18 protein-coding genes and 1 riboswitch are annotated in these 15,861 nt (G+C 52.5%); all 18 genes read right to left on the minus strand.

All coding sequences use genetic code 11. The features are described from left to right. Positions 1-17 precede the first annotated feature (17 nt). The 18 genes from BM412_RS14405 to BM412_RS14490 all read right to left on the minus strand — a co-directional run bounded on the left by BM412_RS14405 (position 18) and on the right by BM412_RS14490 (position 15,793). The gene (locus BM412_RS14405) at positions 18-545 is read right to left on the minus strand and encodes a redoxin domain-containing protein (protein WP_091219093.1); all 528 of its coding nucleotides are present in this window, start codon (positions 543-545) and stop codon (positions 18-20) included. Between the two features lie 103 nt (positions 546-648). Further along, positions 649-1,389, minus strand: coding sequence for a pseudouridine synthase (locus BM412_RS14410; RefSeq protein ID WP_091219096.1), 741 nt, complete (start codon positions 1,387-1,389; stop codon positions 649-651). Between the two features lie 120 nt (positions 1,390-1,509). Then, a complete protein-coding gene (locus BM412_RS14415; RefSeq protein WP_177245887.1) occupies positions 1,510-1,998 on the minus strand; it encodes a spore maturation protein in 489 nt (162 codons plus the stop codon). 37 nt (positions 1,999-2,035) lie between these two features. After that, positions 2,036-2,713 (minus strand): nucleoside recognition domain-containing protein, encoded by a 678-nt coding sequence (locus BM412_RS14420; RefSeq protein ID WP_090976795.1) that lies wholly within the window; start codon positions 2,711-2,713, stop codon positions 2,036-2,038. Continuing rightward, positions 2,707-3,915, minus strand: a complete 1,209-nt coding sequence (locus tag BM412_RS14425) for a D-alanyl-D-alanine carboxypeptidase family protein (protein WP_091219101.1) — start codon at positions 3,913-3,915, stop codon at positions 2,707-2,709. Before BM412_RS14425 ends, BM412_RS14420 begins: the two co-directional genes overlap by 7 nt. Before the next feature lie 131 nt (positions 3,916-4,046). Next, complete coding sequence (ytfJ, locus tag BM412_RS14430) at positions 4,047-4,499, minus strand: GerW family sporulation protein (protein WP_091219104.1); 453 nt, start codon at positions 4,497-4,499, stop codon at positions 4,047-4,049. An 83-nt stretch (positions 4,500-4,582) separates the two neighbouring features. Continuing rightward, entirely contained in the window at positions 4,583-5,278 is a 696-nt protein-coding gene (locus BM412_RS14435; protein WP_091219106.1) for a DUF2953 domain-containing protein, read from the minus strand. Positions 5,279-5,347: 69 nt separating this feature from the next. Beyond that, on the minus strand, positions 5,348-5,962 hold the full coding sequence (gene scpB, locus BM412_RS14440; protein ID WP_091219108.1) for an SMC-Scp complex subunit ScpB: 615 nt from the start codon (positions 5,960-5,962) through the stop codon (positions 5,348-5,350). Next, complete coding sequence (locus BM412_RS14445; RefSeq protein WP_091219111.1) at positions 5,931-6,716, minus strand: segregation and condensation protein A; 786 nt, start codon at positions 6,714-6,716, stop codon at positions 5,931-5,933. The genes scpB and BM412_RS14445 overlap by 32 nt, the downstream gene beginning before the upstream one ends. A 41-nt stretch (positions 6,717-6,757) precedes the next feature. Then, on the minus strand, positions 6,758-7,228 hold the full coding sequence (ribE, locus tag BM412_RS14450; RefSeq protein ID WP_091219114.1) for a 6,7-dimethyl-8-ribityllumazine synthase: 471 nt from the start codon (positions 7,226-7,228) through the stop codon (positions 6,758-6,760). A 52-nt stretch (positions 7,229-7,280) separates the two neighbouring features. Further along, a complete protein-coding gene (locus BM412_RS14455; RefSeq protein WP_091219117.1) occupies positions 7,281-8,507 on the minus strand; it encodes a bifunctional 3,4-dihydroxy-2-butanone-4-phosphate synthase/GTP cyclohydrolase II in 1,227 nt (408 codons plus the stop codon). Between the two features lie 38 nt (positions 8,508-8,545). Next, on the minus strand, positions 8,546-9,232 hold the full coding sequence (gene ribE, locus BM412_RS14460; protein WP_091219119.1) for a riboflavin synthase: 687 nt from the start codon (positions 9,230-9,232) through the stop codon (positions 8,546-8,548). A 42-nt stretch (positions 9,233-9,274) separates the two neighbouring features. After that, a complete protein-coding gene (ribD, locus tag BM412_RS14465) occupies positions 9,275-10,399 on the minus strand; it encodes a bifunctional diaminohydroxyphosphoribosylaminopyrimidine deaminase/5-amino-6-(5-phosphoribosylamino)uracil reductase RibD (protein WP_091219122.1) in 1,125 nt (374 codons plus the stop codon). A 151-nt stretch (positions 10,400-10,550) separates the two neighbouring features. Then, a riboswitch (FMN riboswitch) is annotated at positions 10,551-10,754 on the minus strand. A 245-nt stretch (positions 10,755-10,999) separates the two neighbouring features. After that, complete coding sequence (locus BM412_RS14470) at positions 11,000-11,431, minus strand: peptidylprolyl isomerase (protein WP_091219125.1); 432 nt, start codon at positions 11,429-11,431, stop codon at positions 11,000-11,002. 26 nt (positions 11,432-11,457) lie between these two features. Next, positions 11,458-12,789: a diaminopimelate decarboxylase gene (gene lysA / locus BM412_RS14475; RefSeq protein WP_091219130.1), complete on the minus strand. Its 1,332-nt coding sequence runs from the start codon at positions 12,787-12,789 to the stop codon at positions 11,458-11,460. 132 nt (positions 12,790-12,921) lie between these two features. Then, positions 12,922-14,646: a spore germination protein gene (locus BM412_RS14480; RefSeq protein ID WP_091219133.1), complete on the minus strand. Its 1,725-nt coding sequence runs from the start codon at positions 14,644-14,646 to the stop codon at positions 12,922-12,924. Between the two features lie 30 nt (positions 14,647-14,676). Further along, the gene (locus BM412_RS14485; RefSeq protein ID WP_091219136.1) at positions 14,677-15,120 is read right to left on the minus strand and encodes a stage V sporulation protein AB; all 444 of its coding nucleotides are present in this window, start codon (positions 15,118-15,120) and stop codon (positions 14,677-14,679) included. Further along, on the minus strand, positions 15,113-15,793 hold the full coding sequence (locus BM412_RS14490; protein ID WP_091219139.1) for a stage V sporulation protein AA: 681 nt from the start codon (positions 15,791-15,793) through the stop codon (positions 15,113-15,115). The genes BM412_RS14485 and BM412_RS14490 overlap by 8 nt, the downstream gene beginning before the upstream one ends. Between the last annotated feature and the right edge of the window lie 68 nt (positions 15,794-15,861).

The raw sequence follows: 15,861 nt of genomic DNA on the forward strand, positions 1-15,861 counted from the left end.
AAAAAAACCTCCTTCGACTAGGACTGAAGCAATTTCTCGATACGCTTGTCCATGTCCGCTTCCGCCATCGGTCCGACAAAGATGTCTTGAATCGTTCCATCCGGCTTCACAAAGAAGGTAGTGGGATACGACTTCAAACCGTACTTTCGCTGTACGTCGTTGTTCTCGTTAAGCAGAATGGAATAGTTAACATCAAACTGCTTCACGAAATTCGAAACGGTCAGTTTGTCCTCGCCAAGATTAATCCCGACAACTTCAAACGGCTTGTCTTTATGCTTTGCGTATTGGGCTACCAAATCCGGCGTCTCCGTTACGCAGCCCGGGCAGTATGTACCCCAGAAATTAATGACAAGTGCCTTGCCTTTGTAATCCGCGAGCCGGTGCGTCTGGCCGTCCATGCCGAGCAGGGCAAAATCCGGCGGCTCCGAGCCTTTCCGCGGCAGCCCGTCGTGAGAGCTAAACAGCGCATTGCCGATCGCGTAGCCCCCAAGGAGCAGTACGCCCAGGAAAATAACCAGTTGAATGAGTCTGCGGTTCGATTTCATAAATGTTCGTTAGTCACCGCCCGTTCTTATGCTGCAATTTACATGAATTCGAATACTATCATTATAACGAAAATTCGACGGCAATTGAGGTTGCCGTCGCTCGTTATTTTTGAATTTTATGTGTCTTGACAGCCGCTGCGCGCAGCTCTAGGACCTCTTTAGGCGTTAAATGGCGGAACTTTCCACGAGCCAGTCCGTGCAGTCCCAATTCGCCGAATCTTACCCGGCGAAGCAGCAGCACCGGATGGTTAATGGCATCGAACATCCGGCGAACCTGTCTGTTCCGACCCTCGTAGATCGTGATCGTAATCGTCGCCTGATTCTTCTCCGTATTCACATCGTGATACTCTACTTCTGCAGGTGCTGTCATTCCGTCCTCAAGCAGAATGCCCTGTTGCAACCGCTCAAGCGCCGTGCCGTGAGGCACCCCTTTTACAGTGGCCCAGTAAGTCTTCGGTACGTGATGGCTGGGATGCGTCAATAAGTTCGCAAACTCGCCGTCATTCGTAAGCAGCAGCAAACCTTCCGTATCATAATCAAGCCGGCCTACAGGATAAACGCGCTCTGTAATGCCCGGCAGATAGTCCGCCACAATCTTACGTCCCTGCGGGTCACTCGCACTTGTAATGACGCCTTTGGGCTTATGAAGCATCAAGTAAAGCTTGTTTTCACTCTGGATTCTGCGGCCCTTCACCGTAATGATATCAACGGCCGGGTCTGCTTTGACCCCCAGTGTGGTAACGGTCTCCTCATTGACCTGTACTTGACCGGACAAAATGAGCTCCTCGCATTTGCGGCGTGATGCGACGCCTGCCTGCGCTAAAATCTTCTGTAAACGTTCCAATGATTTCACCTCACCCACCATCATACCCTAAATGGCAGGTGGAAAGAAAGTACACGGCAAATAAGCCCGCAAGAGCGATGCACCATTCGTGCAGCATCTTGCGGGCCATCTCATCGTAATTTATCCAAACACTAATAAACAAATGATAATAGCAGCGAAAAAACCGACGAAATCGGAAAACAATCCTACTTTAAGCGCATACTTACTGCGCCTAATTCCTACCGCTCCAAAATATACCGTGAGTACGTACAACGTTGTATCCGTACTCCCTTGAATCGTAGATGAAATCCGGCCAATCATGGAATCAGGTCCATACGTCTTAATAAGCTCCGTCGTGAAAGCCAGCGACCCGGCTCCGGTAAGCGGCCGCAGCAGCCCCAGCGGCAATACTTCGCTTGGAATACCCAAGCCGTCGAACAAAGGTCGTATGAGCGAAGCCATCATATCCATCGCGCCGGACGCTCGGAACATACTGATCGCTACCATCATGCCGACCAAATGCGGAATAATGTTAATAGCCGTGCCGAAACCGTCCTTAGCGCCTTCAATAAACGTTTCATAGACGGGCACGCGTTTAAATGCGGCATAGAGCGGAATAAACACGATCATGAACGGGATGATCCATGCCGAGATGGCCGTTATCCATTCATACAACGGCCTCACCCTTTCCTTGGCCGTCTGCCGTCAGCGACTCCACGCTTCGTGGAGCTGCCGTTCCATCGCGACTGGTAAATCGCGGCGGCTTATTGCGATATCGTTTGCGGTACCAGCGATCGGCAGCAATCGCAGCCGCTGTTGCAACCAAGGTCGCCGCTAATGTTGTCCCGACAATCTCCGCAGGATGTGCCGAGCTGTAAGTCATGCGAATGGCAATCAACGTTGTAGGGACAAGCGTAATACTGGAAGTATTGAGCGCAAGCAGCGTACACATCGCCGCTGAAGCGGTCTCTTTGTCCGGATTGAGCTTCTGCAGCTCCTGCATCGCTTTGATCCCCATCGGTGTTGCCGCATTGCCAAGCCCAAGTATGTTTGCGCTCATGTTGCTCATTATGTAACCGAGGGCCGGGTGACCCTTCGGCACGTCTGGGAATAGAAAACGGACAACCGGCTGCAGCAGGGCAGCGATTTTGCGGAGCAGGCCGGCGTCCTCGCCAATTCGCATAAGCCCCAACCAGAACACCATCACGCTGATGAGCCCGAAGCTGACCGTGACGCCGCTCTTCGCCCCCTCAAAAGCGGCCTCGGTCAAGGCTTCCATTCGACCATTCACGATAGCTGCAACGAAGCTGACCGCAATAAAGAAAAGCCAAATGAAATTTACCATCCCCCGGCCTCCTTCCCTCCAAACAAAGTTGAAAGTGTGACCGTCAATGCCCGGCGGAAGGAAGCTGACGATAAACCGCCGTAAGCAGACTCTGATTGATCACCGATCACCCAAGCCGGCTTCTCCGGCAATGTTATACGCTGACTCTGCGGATCAAATACCGGCGTCGAGCCGATCCTCTCCTCGCCGATAAACCACTCCAGCTTCCCGCGCTCACCAAGCTTGTACGCCGTAGAGTTTGCATCGATCAGCGTCAGCTTCGAGCGCAGCTGCTGCTGCTCGCCTTCTGCAAACGGATAGAGCAGCGTCCGGCCAACGGCAAGCGGATACCCGTTTATCGACTGACCTTTGTGCGTCACTTCGGTTAAGCGGAAATTGGCGAATCCGAAGTCGAGCAGCTTTCGGTGATCCTGCCAATCATTGCCGTCGTTTAACGTAACGGCAACAAGCTGTTGGCCATTCCGAGTAGCCGAGCTGACTAACGTGCGAAGCGACTTCTTCGTATAGCCCGTTTTGACGCCGTCTGCTCCTTCGTACATCGTGAGCATTTTATTTTTGTTGCGCCATAGGTAGTCCCAACTATCGTTCGGATTAGGAGCCTTCTTCTCTTTCGTCTTCACGATTTCTTTAAACACCGGGTTCTTCAAAGCGTAGGCAGTCAGCTTCGCCAGATCGTTCGCGGAAGAATAATGTCCCTCGGCGTCCAGGCCGCTCGGGTTCATGAACTGGGAATTAGAGAGGCCGAGCATCTGCGCCTTCTCGTTCATCAGATGGACGAACCCTTCCTCCGTGCCGCCGACATGCTCCGCAATCGCAGTTGCCGCATCATTGCCGGAGCGGAGCATCAAGCCGTAAAGCATATTTTGCAAGCTCATTTCCTCGCCGCGTTGCAAATAGATGGACGACCCTTCTTTGCCTGCTGCCCGAATACTCGTTTTCACTTTGTCCGTGAGCTTGCCGTGCTCAATGGCTACGATCGCTGTCATGATTTTCGTTAAGCTGGCAATTAGCATGGGCTTGTCCCCGTTATAACTGTAGAGAATGCGGCCTGACTCCACATCGATAAGCGCTGCGCCTCTCGCATGGGTCGAAACGCTCGCCTTCGGAGCAGCGGCAGCTGTCGTTAATCCCGACAGGAAGAGGAAAGCCGCGGTTGCCAGCATGATCAATTTGTACCGTTTTCGGGTGAATCTCGACCTCATACACTTCCTCCTTCGAAACTGGCGGGCAAGAACATGGTCTTGTACCAGTATATGAACAGGTCCATGAGATATACTACCCAGCCCGTCCTGAAAAAAAAGAAACCGCCCCGCAGGGACGGTTCCATATGCGATTAGTGGCCATCCATACTTTCGATGAGGACTGATTCCAGCCCGCTGTCACTGCTAGTCGAGCTTTTCTTGAACATGCTCTGGATTTTCTCGAACACTTGCGGCGCGGAATCAATGACCCGTTCCATCAAATGAGTCTGATTATCCAGCGGTACAATACGTACCCCCTGCGTGCCTACGACTAGGAATGCGATTGGCGTTATGGATACCCCGCCCCCGCTGCCTCCGCCAAATGGCAATTGTACGGCTGCGTTATGCGCTTCCCCGTGCTTATGCTCGTCGAACCGGATATCACTGCCCCCTGCGACAAAGCCGAAGCCCACTTTCGAAATCGGCATGATGACGCTGCCGTCAGGTGTTTGGACCGGATCACCGACAATCGTATTTACATCGACCATTTCTTTAATATTTTCCATTGCTGTCTGCATTAAGCCTTGAATCGGATGGTCTGTCATCTCAAAAAAGTCCTCCTTGGTTCAAAGTCGGTAGCTGCACCTTGCCGTTCATATCGTTCCCCCGCTTAAGGAGCATTATGTAATCAGCCGCGAAGCAGAATACGCTGTAAGCCGAGAAAACCGCCCGGCAGTCCATGCGCTTTCTTAATCCGAACGAATAATCGCACAATGGCAAATATCGCATAACCGAACGGCACCTTCGCCGTAAATTGACCTTCTGTTGAGAAATGCGGCTTCTGGTACACCGGTTCAACGACAAGGCTTGGATCCGCAGTCAATCGAACGAGCTGCGACAGGACGCCTATTGAAGTTGTTTTCACCGACCAGACCATGCCGGTCAGCATGGCAGTCCACATCGCGTCACCGGTGCCAACCGCTGTTCGCCATTGCCATTCCGTCAGTCTTACATGTCCCAGCGTGATTCGAACCCAGCCGAGCATATCGTCTGTATGCTTGAGGAGCAAATGGGCTTTATCGATGGATTTCATGATCGAATTCGCATCCACGTTGCTCATTTTGGCATTCAGATCAATCCCGCCTGCATTCTCCGCCAACATTTCCTGTTTCAATTCGATGCTCATCCCTTTGAACTTCACAATCGGCAGCTGCCAATGATAATGAATCAAACCGAATAATGCTCGAATGCGCAATTCCGCATCATCATCGTTGCCAATTCGTTTCATATGGCCGCGAATTACAACGGGAGACGATAGCGCAATGATCAGGATCATAAAAAAGAGACCTGTCCCGATCATCCATCCGAGCGGGTAGCCTAACATGGCGTTTCCCCCGTTTCCCTTAATTGGTCGGATATAGTATGACCTAGCGGACAAATCTCATTCTTGTTTCTAGCTTTCCTCTATTGGCGTAGGCATTTCTTCGAGCGTCATTTGACGGCCTTCCAGCCTCTCGAAGAGAGCTTGCGTCTGCTCGTCCAAGGAATCGTCGACGACTGCCGATGGTTCCGGCAACGCATCAAGACCTGCGAGCCCGAAGTAATCGAGGAACGACTTCGTCGTTCCATACAGAATCGGTCTGCCGATTTGCTCGGCGCGGCCGATCTCTTCGATTAAGTCTTTGTTTACAAGCGATGCTATCGCCCGGTCGCTCTTCACGCCGCGAATTTCCTCGATATCAACGCGCGTTATCGGCTGTCTGTACGCAACGATAGATAATGTCTCAAGCGCCGCCTGCGACAAACTTGAACGCGTCGGCGAGTAGGCCATTCGCTCGAAGTATGCTGCATGTGCCGGGTTGGTTGTAAGGCGGTATGCACCGGCAACGAAGGAAACCTGAATGCCGCGCTTCTTGCTTTTTAAATCCTTCGTTAGGTCTTTCACAATGTCTGCCGCCACAGCTGCATCCAGCTCCAGAATTTCGGATAGCTGCTTTGTCGTCAGCCCTTCATCCCCGGCCATGAACAGCAGACCCTCAATAATCGACTTCAGTTTCGAGAAATCCACCTTCGACTGCTTCTCCTCTCCAATGCACGACGATATCATCAAACAGGCTGTGCTGATAACAACGAATATGCTTCATCTTCATCAGCTCAAGCAGCGCCAGGAAGGTAACGACTACCTCGTGCCGGCTCATATCGTCGCGGATCAGCTTGGAGAAGCGGACCGTTTCGAATTCGCGGAGCACCTCGATAATATCGCGTATACGGTCTTTGACCGAAATTTCGTCACGCTGAATGGTCGCAATGACATTACGTCTAGATGCTCTGCGGAGCGCCTTCTGAAAAGCCGCGATAAGATCGCCGATGTTCAGTCCTTTAACGGGGTTCTCCGGAACGGCCTTCATGAAAGGCGTCAAATCCTCCGGCTCCTTCGTATAGACCAGACTCCGCTCGAATTCCTGTTCGCGAAGCTGCTCGGCGATTTGCTTATACTTCCGGTACTCCACCAGCTTCGCGATGAGTTCATCGCGAGGATCAAGCCCGTCATCCGGCCATTCATCGTCGTAGTCGTCGTGATCGATGACCGGCGGCTTCGGCAGCAGCTGTTTGCTTTTGATGGAAAGCAGTGTGGCCGCCATGACGAGAAATTCGCTCGTGACCTCCAGCTCCAGCTCTTGCATCGCATTCAAGTAGTCCATATATTGATCCGTTATCTCGCTGATGGACACCTCGTGAATGTCGATTTCTGCTTTATCGATGAGATGAAGCAGAAGATCGAGCGGTCCTTCGAACGATTCCAGCTTATACGTCACCGCCATGGTGAAAGCCAACTCCTACACTATTCTCTTCTTAGTCGTTCTTAACCTTGCAGCACTTTCGTCAGGTTCGCCATTTCGATGGCTGTAACCGCGGCTTCCCAGCCTTTATTGCCGGCTTTCGTTCCTGCGCGCTCAATCGCTTGCTCGATCGAATCAACCGTCAATACGCCGAAGATCGTAGGAATGCCTGTTTTCAGTGCGATAGCGGAAACGCCTTTCGCAGCTTCGTTGCACACGTAATCGAAGTGAGGCGTTGACCCCCGGATAACTGCGCCAAGGGTGATGACGGCGTCGTATTTGCCGCTTTCAGCCATCTTTTGCGCGATCAATGGAATTTCAAATGCGCCCGGTACCCATGCCACATCCACTTCGCTGTCGGCAGCGCCGTGACGTTTGAATGCATCCAGCGCTCCTCCAAGCAGTTTGCTGGAAATAAACTCATTGAAACGACCTACTACTACACCATATCGTAAACCCTCAGAAATTAAATGTCCTTCAAAAACTTGCGGCATTGATTAGTCATCCTCTCGGTTTTCCTTGTTAGCAAGGTTAGTTTGGTTTGATTTATTGAGGCAAATCATCAAATTTCAGCAGATGGCCGAGCTTTGACTTTTTGGTGTGCAAATAGCTGTTGTTGTCCTCGTTCGCGTCCATCTGAATCGGAACGCGTTCGACCACTTCGATACCGTAACCTTCCAAACCGCGGATCTTCCGCGGATTGTTCGTCAGAAGTCGCATCTTGCGGATGCCGAGATCTTTCAGAATTTGAGCGCCGATACCATATTCGCGCAAATCAGGGGCAAAGCCCAGTTTAATATTCGCGTCGACCGTATCTAATCCCTGCTCCTGCAGCTGGTAAGCTTTCAATTTGTTGATCAAGCCGATACCGCGGCCTTCTTGGCGCATATAGAGCAGCACGCCGTTGCCGGCTTCATTAATTTGACGAAGCGCCGCTTCAAGCTGTGGGCCGCAGTCGCAGCGATGGGAATGAAAGACGTCTCCGGTCAAACATTCGGAGTGGACGCGTACCAGCGTAGGCTGGGTCGGATCGATTTCGCCTTTAACGAGGGCTACATGTTCCTTGTTATCGACTTCGTTGGTGTAGGCGACTGCGCGGAACACGCCGTAATCGGTTGGCATCTTCACATCGACGACTCGCTCAACCAGCTTTTCTTTCTCATTGCGGTAGTGGATCAGCGACTGAATGGAAATCAGCTTCAAATTATGTTTCGCTTTGAATTCGATGAGATCCGGCAAACGAGCCATCGACCCGTCTTCTTTAATGATTTCGCAGATGACCGCTGCCGGCTTAGAACCGCACATGCGAGCCAAGTCGATTGCCGCTTCCGTATGGCCGGCCCGGCGCAGAACGCCGCCTTTCTTGCCGATCAACGGGAAAATATGTCCCGGACGTCTGAAATCGTCCGCTTTCGCGCCGGAACCGTCCATCAGTGCTTGAATGGTTTGCGAACGCTCGTAAGCGGAAATGCCCGTTGTCGTGGAAACATGGTCAACCGAAACCGTGAAGGCTGTTCCGTGATAGTCCGTATTGCGCTGCACCATCGGCGGAAGATCCAGCTCCTCGGCACGTTCGGCCGAAATCGGTACACATACGAGTCCGCGGCCTTCCGTGATCATGAAGTTGATGATCTCGGGCGTTGCTTTGCTGGCAAGCGCAATTAGATCGCCCTCGTTCTCCCGGTCTTCGTCATCCGTAACAATAATCGCTTTGCCTAATATCAAATCATAAATGGCTTCCTCGATTGTATCAAATGCTGCTGGAGTACTCATCTTTTCTCACTCTCCTCTGTAAGGCTGTCTGTCTCTATTTACATAAAACCGTTCTCGGCCAGAAAAGCGGCCGTTATGCTGCTCTTCGGCTCCGCGGCTCTGCCGTCCCCATGGCCGTCAGCTTGGCTGTCACCTTTAAAATGGAGCAGGTGATCAACATACTTGCCTAACACATCGCACTCTACGTTAATTACGCTGCCCGCTTGCTTCATTTGCAGCGCGGTCTCGCGAAGCGTGTGTGGAATGATGGAGACGGAGAAGCTGTTGGAGCCGGCATTCACTACCGTTAAGCTGATCCCATCAAGGGTTATGGAGCCTTGAGGAACAACATAGCGCATAAGTCCGGAATTATGCGGCCTGATTGTAAATACAACCGCGTTCACGTTATTCTCCCGACTGAGCACTTCGCCCGTCCCGTCAATATGACCTTGTACAATATGACCGCCGAAGCGACCGCCTGCTTGCATGGCCCGCTCCAGATTCACGCGTTCGCCTGGGCGAATATCCTTCAGGTTCGTGTGCCGGAACGTCTGTGGCATGACATCTGCAGTGAAGATGGTGGAGCTTAGCTCCGTCACCGTCAAACATACGCCATTGACGGAAATACTGTCGCCTATGGCGGCATCCTTCAGAATATGGGGTGCTTCGATCGTCAGGATCATCGCTTCACCTTGTTTATGCGTCTTCTTCAGCGTGCCGATTTCTTCAATAAGTCCGGTAAACAACGTTCTCTCCCCCTCTCCCTCTTGTCAGCTCGCTTGAGCCTACTACTCAGCGCTGCCTTCATTGCGATTGCGCAGATAGCCGCTAATCAGTACATCGTCACCTACGCGTTCCACGGCCATCTCCTCCAAGCGGATAGCTTCGGACATCTTGTCGAAGCCTTCGAAATGGAAGACGGCGGGCGCTGCGGATCCGCCAATCAGCTTCGGTGCAATAAAGAGAAGCAGCTTATCGATCAATCCGAGCTCCAGCATCGCCCCGTTCAGCTTACCGCCGCCTTCGAGCAGGATCGAGCCGATCTCCAGCTCGCCAAGCTTGCGCATGGCAAGCTTCAGATCTACTCGGCTCCCGCTGCCGCAGCGGATGACTTCAACGCCGGCTTCAGCCAATGCAGCTTCTTTGTTCGGATCAGCGCCTTCCGTCGTAAGAACGATGACGCGCGAGGAACGGTCTTGAATCGCTCTTGCTCCGACCGGCAGCCGAAGTGCGGAATCCACAATGATGCGGGCAGGATGTACGGCAGGTACGGTCAGCCGAGTCGTGAGCTCAGGATCATCCGCCAGCGCTGTATCGACGCCGACCATGATGCCCATGTGCCGATGCCGCAGCGTGTGCGTCAGTTCTCTGGCTTTGGCGCCGCTGACGTATCTGCTGTCGCCGGTCTTGGCTGCCAGCTTCCCGTCTAGCGTCATCGCTGATTTCATCGTGACGAAAGGAAGCCGGGTAACGATGTATTTATTAAACATTTCGTTCATGCGCGTTGATTCTTCGCCGAGAATACCGACCTCGACCTCAATGCCCGCCTGCTGCAGCTTCGCGATACCGCGACCTGCAACCTGCGGATTCGGATCCGTGCAGGCTACCACAACTCTTGCAGCCTTAACGGCAATTAATCGGTCGCAGCATGGCGGTGTTCTGCCATGATGGCTGCACGGCTCCAACGTGACGTATACGGTCGCGCCTTCTGCTTGATCTCCTGCCATGCTCAGTGCGTGCACTTCAGCATGGCCTTCGCCTCGCCGTAGATGTGCGCCAAGACCAACGATGCGTCCATCCTTGACCACCACACACCCGACAACCGGATTGATATCCGTCTGTCCTTGTGCTTTTGACGCCATATCCAATGCGAGCCGCATATACATTTCGTCGTTCAATACTGCGATTGACATAACAAAAATCACCCCTTGGCAGTCGGCCAACGGGGTGATGGGTTGAAAAAACCATAAAGGGACGTATTCGAAGACACATTCAAACAAACTCAGCAACATTGTGAAAAAAAGAACAAGGTTGGCGAGAAATGAAAAAATGGAATTCGCGTACTGTCTCCTTCTCCCATCCAGACTATACTGTCGGTCCCGGATTTACACCAGGTCCACCGTTTCACATGCCCCATGCCACTCGGCGTCTGGAACAATGTGACCCGGGTCACGGACTGACAAAGTTATCGGCTGCCATTCGATTATCGAGCAGCACAGCCCTTTGATCACCGCCGGTTGGGAATTTCACCCGACCCCGAAGGAAAAACGCAAATACTTTGTAGAAATGTTACCACTTCACCATGGAAAATGCAACTTGTTTCCTCTACATGCTTCATACGAGAGCGCGCCGCTCCATTTACTTCGTTATCGTTTCCGGCAGAATGCCCGGTTCCCTCCGCCTTTTAGCTCGACGTAATCACCATTCTGTAGCGACGCACTCTCCTTAATAAATCAAAAAAAAGAGGCTGTCCCAGTCATCCACAGATGACAAACAGACAGCCCCTTCATTTCTTATACTTCTACGATTTCAACTTTGCTCATTTTGTCGCGGCCTTTGAAAGCATCGACATGCTCCATGCCTTTGGACACTTTACCGAAAACGGTATGTCCGCCGTCAAGGTGCGGCTGCGGCTGGTAAGCGATGTAGAACTGGCTGCCGCCGGTGTTACGGCCGGCATGCGCCATTGCGAGCGATCCGCGCTCATGTTTGTTCGGATTGATTTCGCAATCGATTTGGTAGCCAGGACCGCCTGTGCCTGTCCCGTTCGGGCATCCGCCTTGAGCGACGAAGCCGGGAATGACGCGGTGGAACGACAAACCGTTGTAGAAACCTTCGTTAGTCAGCTTCTCAAAGTTTGCTACTGTTCTCGGCGCATCCTTCTCGAACAGGTCAATATGAACCTCTGCACCGTTTTCCATCGTGATCTTTGCTTGTTTAGCCATTGTATTGCTGCCTCCTCAAAACCCTATTATTTAGCTGCCGACGTTTGCTGCATACGCGCAGGAATGACGTCATTGCCGATAATATCGTCAAGCGATTCCCGTTTGACAGCTACGTCAGCTGCACCGTCTTTTACAAAGACGACAGCTGGGCGGCGAATCCGATTGTAGTTACTCGCCATAGCATAATTGTACGCGCCTGTGCAGAATACAGCAAGTAAGTCGCCGCTATTCGCTTTAGGAAGCTCCAAATCGATGATCAATTTGTCGCCGCTCTCGCAGCATTTGCCCGCAACTGTAACGGTTTCTTCAAGCGGATCGTTAGCACGATTCGCAAGCACCGCTTCGTATCTGGACTCATACAGCGCCGGGCGCGGGTTGTCAGTCATACCGCCGTCAACGGCAATGTACTTACGTACGCCCGGGATATCTTTGCTTGTCCCAACGGTGTACAGCGTCGTACCTGCATCGCCAACCATACTGCGGCCGGGCTCAACCCAGATCTCAGGAAGCGGATAGCCGGCTGCCGAGAAGTTGGATTTGATGGAATCCGTAATGGCTTTCACGTATTGCGAAACCGGAAGCGGAGTATCGCCTTCTACATAGCGGATACCGAAGCCGCCGCCAAGGTTGATTACGCGGAACGAGATGCTCAGCTCATCGCGCACTCTCACAGCGAAGCCGGCAACTTTATCAACCGCCATTGTAAAACCTTCAACCTCGAAAATTTGCGAGCCGATGTGGGAGTGAACGCCAAGCAGCTCCAGGTTAGGCTGCGCGTCCGCTTCTTGAATGGCTTTGTAAGCTGTGCCGTTACCAAGGTCGAAGCCGAATTTGGAATCGGTTTGGCCTGTGGTGATATATTCATGCGTATGTGCTTCTACACCTGGCGTGATACGGAGCAATACGTTCACTTTCTTGCCTTTGTCGCCCGCCAGAGCGTTAAGCAGGTACAATTCATTGAAGTTATCGACTACGAAGCAGCCAATGTTCGCATCAAGCGCCATGTTGATTTCATCCGGCGTTTTGTTGTTGCCGTGGAAGTGGATGCGTGCGGCAGGGAAGCCTGCTTTAATCGCGGTGTACAGCTCGCCGTCGGAAACGACGTCCAGCGACAGACCTTCTTGTTCAGCGATCGTGCACATGGCCATTACGCTGAAAGCTTTGCTTGCGTAGGCTACTTGGAATTTAAGGCCGGAAGCGCGGAAAGATTCGACATACTCGCGGGCTCTTTGACGAACGAGCGCCTCGTCGACAATATATAGGGGCGTTCCGAATTGTGCGGCCAGATCAGCCGTATCGCAGCCGCCGATTTCCAGGTGGCCTTGTGCATTGATTTTGCTAGTACCGTGTAAGTACATATAGTTCTCCTCCGTTTTCTCCCATGAAATTCCCAATGATTATGTTTGCACCATTTAACATCAGTATAGCGTATTCGGTCTATGGCCGAAATGGATAAATCCACATTTCATTTGCATTTTTTGCAAAAGCGCTCAGCGATGCTTGTTATTAGGCATGCGATCCCGCTGCTGCGGCTTCAGCAAATTCGGCCTTGTTCGGTTCGACAATACCGGTACACGGATGATTATACTCCACAATCCTCGCGCATCGAAAGGGATAAGCGGCCACATATAGGGTCTGTTGAAGGAGCGGCTCATGACCAGCATGATGAATACGACTGTCGTCGAGATCATGAAGCCAGGCACTCTGAATATGGCCACGGCGACGATGAGCAGCAGCCTGATTATTCGGTTGGCAAGGCCCAGCTCATAGCTTGGCGTCGCGAACATCCCGATCGCGGCAATCGCCATATACAGCACGACTTCGTTGACGAATAGTCCCGTCTTTACGGCAATATCGCCGATCAAGATGGCGGCAATCAATGACATCGCCGTAGCAAGCGGCGTCGGCGTATGAATGGATGCCATCCGCATCAAATCGACCCCGACCTCAGCAAGCAGAAATTGCGCGACCATCGGCAGTTTTCCCGGCTTCTGCGCTCCGATGAAATCAAGCGCCGGCGGCTTCAGCTCCGGCTTGAGCGTGAACAAGAACCATAACGGAAGCAGGAACAAAGAGGCTGCGATCCCGAAGTAACGGACCCAGCGCAGATAGGTGCCGATGAACGGCGTTTGTCGATTCTCTTCCGCATGCTGAACCAGATCAAAGAACGTCGTCGGCAAAATCATCACGCTCGGCGTTGTATCCACGAACAATGCGACATGCCCCTCCATCAAATGGACGGCAACCGTATCCGGGCGCTCCGAATAACGAACGAGGGGGAACGGGTTCCAGCCCCGTTTCACCGTAGCCTCCTCCAGTTGCTTATCAGCAAGCGGCAAACCGTCGATCTTGATGTTTTTGATTTTATCCTTGATGGCATCGAGCATTTCTTTATCGACGATATCATCGATGTACGCAATGCAAACATCCGTCTGAGTCCGTTCACCGACTCGCATGATCTCATAACGCAGCTTCTTATCCCGTAAACGGCGACGGACAAGCGTCACATTGACGAGCATCGTCTCAACGAACCCATCCCGTGAGCCGCGAACGACTCGTTCTAAGGAAGGCTCCTCGGGATTCCGCGCCGGAAAAGCTTTGGCGTCAATCAGCAGCACGGTTGATTGACCTTCGATGTACATCGCCGTTCCCCCGGCCATCACGTTCGTCAGCATCAGCTCCCAATCCTGCTCCTGCGCCACCTGCACCGCCGACACATAGAGATCGAAGAAATCGTGCATGACATCCGTCGAGAGATCCTCTGATTCCAAATAGGTCAATCGTTTAATGATTTCCGTCAGCACCGTGTCCTTCGCAAAGCCGTTGAGGAAGAAGAAGGCCGTTCGTTTGTTGCCGAAGGTCATCTCACGGACAACAATGTCGAAGCTCGTCTTAAAGCCGATATCTTCTTCCAGCTTATGCAGAAAATCCTCCATCCTCAGAGGGATCGGCACTTTCGGCTTCTCCGTCTGAGACTGCGGCCGTTTACGATGGCTGATAATCGGCTGCTCCTCATCAGCAAACGGAGGCTCCGTGAAGTGAATGCCTTCATCCACTTCTTCTACTTGCCCTTTCGCATCTGCACCGGAGTCAGCGCTCGCCTCTTCGCCCTCTTCATGCTCTTTCAATTTCCCTTCACTGTCATACCAAAAAACATGAACCGGTTTCTTAAAGCCTGTTTGCTCTTCATTGTCGCCGCTATCGCGTCCACTCATATCGAACCCTTCCTTCCCTTCCGATCGGTATTACGATGCATCATCCATCCATTGAAAAACGAGCCAATCAAATAAGGATCCGGTTACTTTGCCAAGCAGCATGGCCATGACCAAGCTAACCATGTACCGGCTCAGTCTCATCCGCTTGGCCAGAATTGGGATCACATTCATCACCTCTGTCAGTGCGGCACCCAGCATCCCGACAAATATGCCGTCAAAACTGCCGATAACGGCCAATGTCCCAGACCTCGGCAGCATCAAGCGCCAATCCAGGAAATCGGCCAGCGACCAGAATACGGCGCCGCAAACGACGGCCGTTTCGAACCAAATGGACTTCCGGTACGCATAAGCCAGCTGAGCAAGCCTCGGGATCACGTCCAGCACAATCAACAGTGCAACAAGTGCACTGCCTACCCCAAGTCCCCCTGCAAAACCCAGTATGGCGACAAACAGATTCGCTGCTGCACTAGCCATCGTCAATCCCCGTTCCCGGCTGCTTTAACGCAGAGCTGGAGCCGGCCTCGCCGGATTCGCTTTTCTTGCGCATTTCGTCGGCGATGACGTAAGCATTGACATTCTCCTCATACATATAAAGCTCAACTTCGAGCGGGTTGGGCTCTTCATTGAATCGTTTGCGGAACAGGTGATTGAAGAACACCATCATCCCAACGCCGATCCCGAAGGAGTAGGGAACCTGAAACCACAGCGGATGCTCCGATTTCGTACCTGTCACCATCTCCGTGATGCGCGAATGGACTTCCTTCATACTGACGTCAGTATGGAAATTCATAATCGCCAGGCCGGAGCCGAAGAACAGCAGCAGCCAAGTGACGATGAGGATGGCATAACGCGGTTTTCTCGGCGCATCGGCGACGATGACAAGCACCTGCGGATCTCCATACGAATCGACCAGTGTGCCGGGTTCTGCTTCTCGGATCAGCTTGACGATTTGGAGCAAATCAATGACGACGCGATTGCCGTCCTTTCTTGAATGGCGGTGAAGCACCAGCGATGCAAGCCTTCGTTCCAGCTCGGCATCGCTTGAGAATAAGCGGGCGGCATGACCCAGCGTCACGTGCTCACCCGGACGTATTCCAATCCGCTTGCGAAGGCGCAGATATAAGTTGGGCTGCATGTCAGCGTTCATGCCGGCACCCCCTTTCCAGTCAGGATTTCCTTGTTAGTATGATTAAAGGAGGGGCAGGATAATCGGAG

Source organism: Paenibacillus sp. BC26 (assembly GCF_900116125.1).
GTDB classification, from domain to species: domain Bacteria; phylum Bacillota; class Bacilli; order Paenibacillales; family Paenibacillaceae; genus Paenibacillus_Z; species Paenibacillus_Z lignilyticus.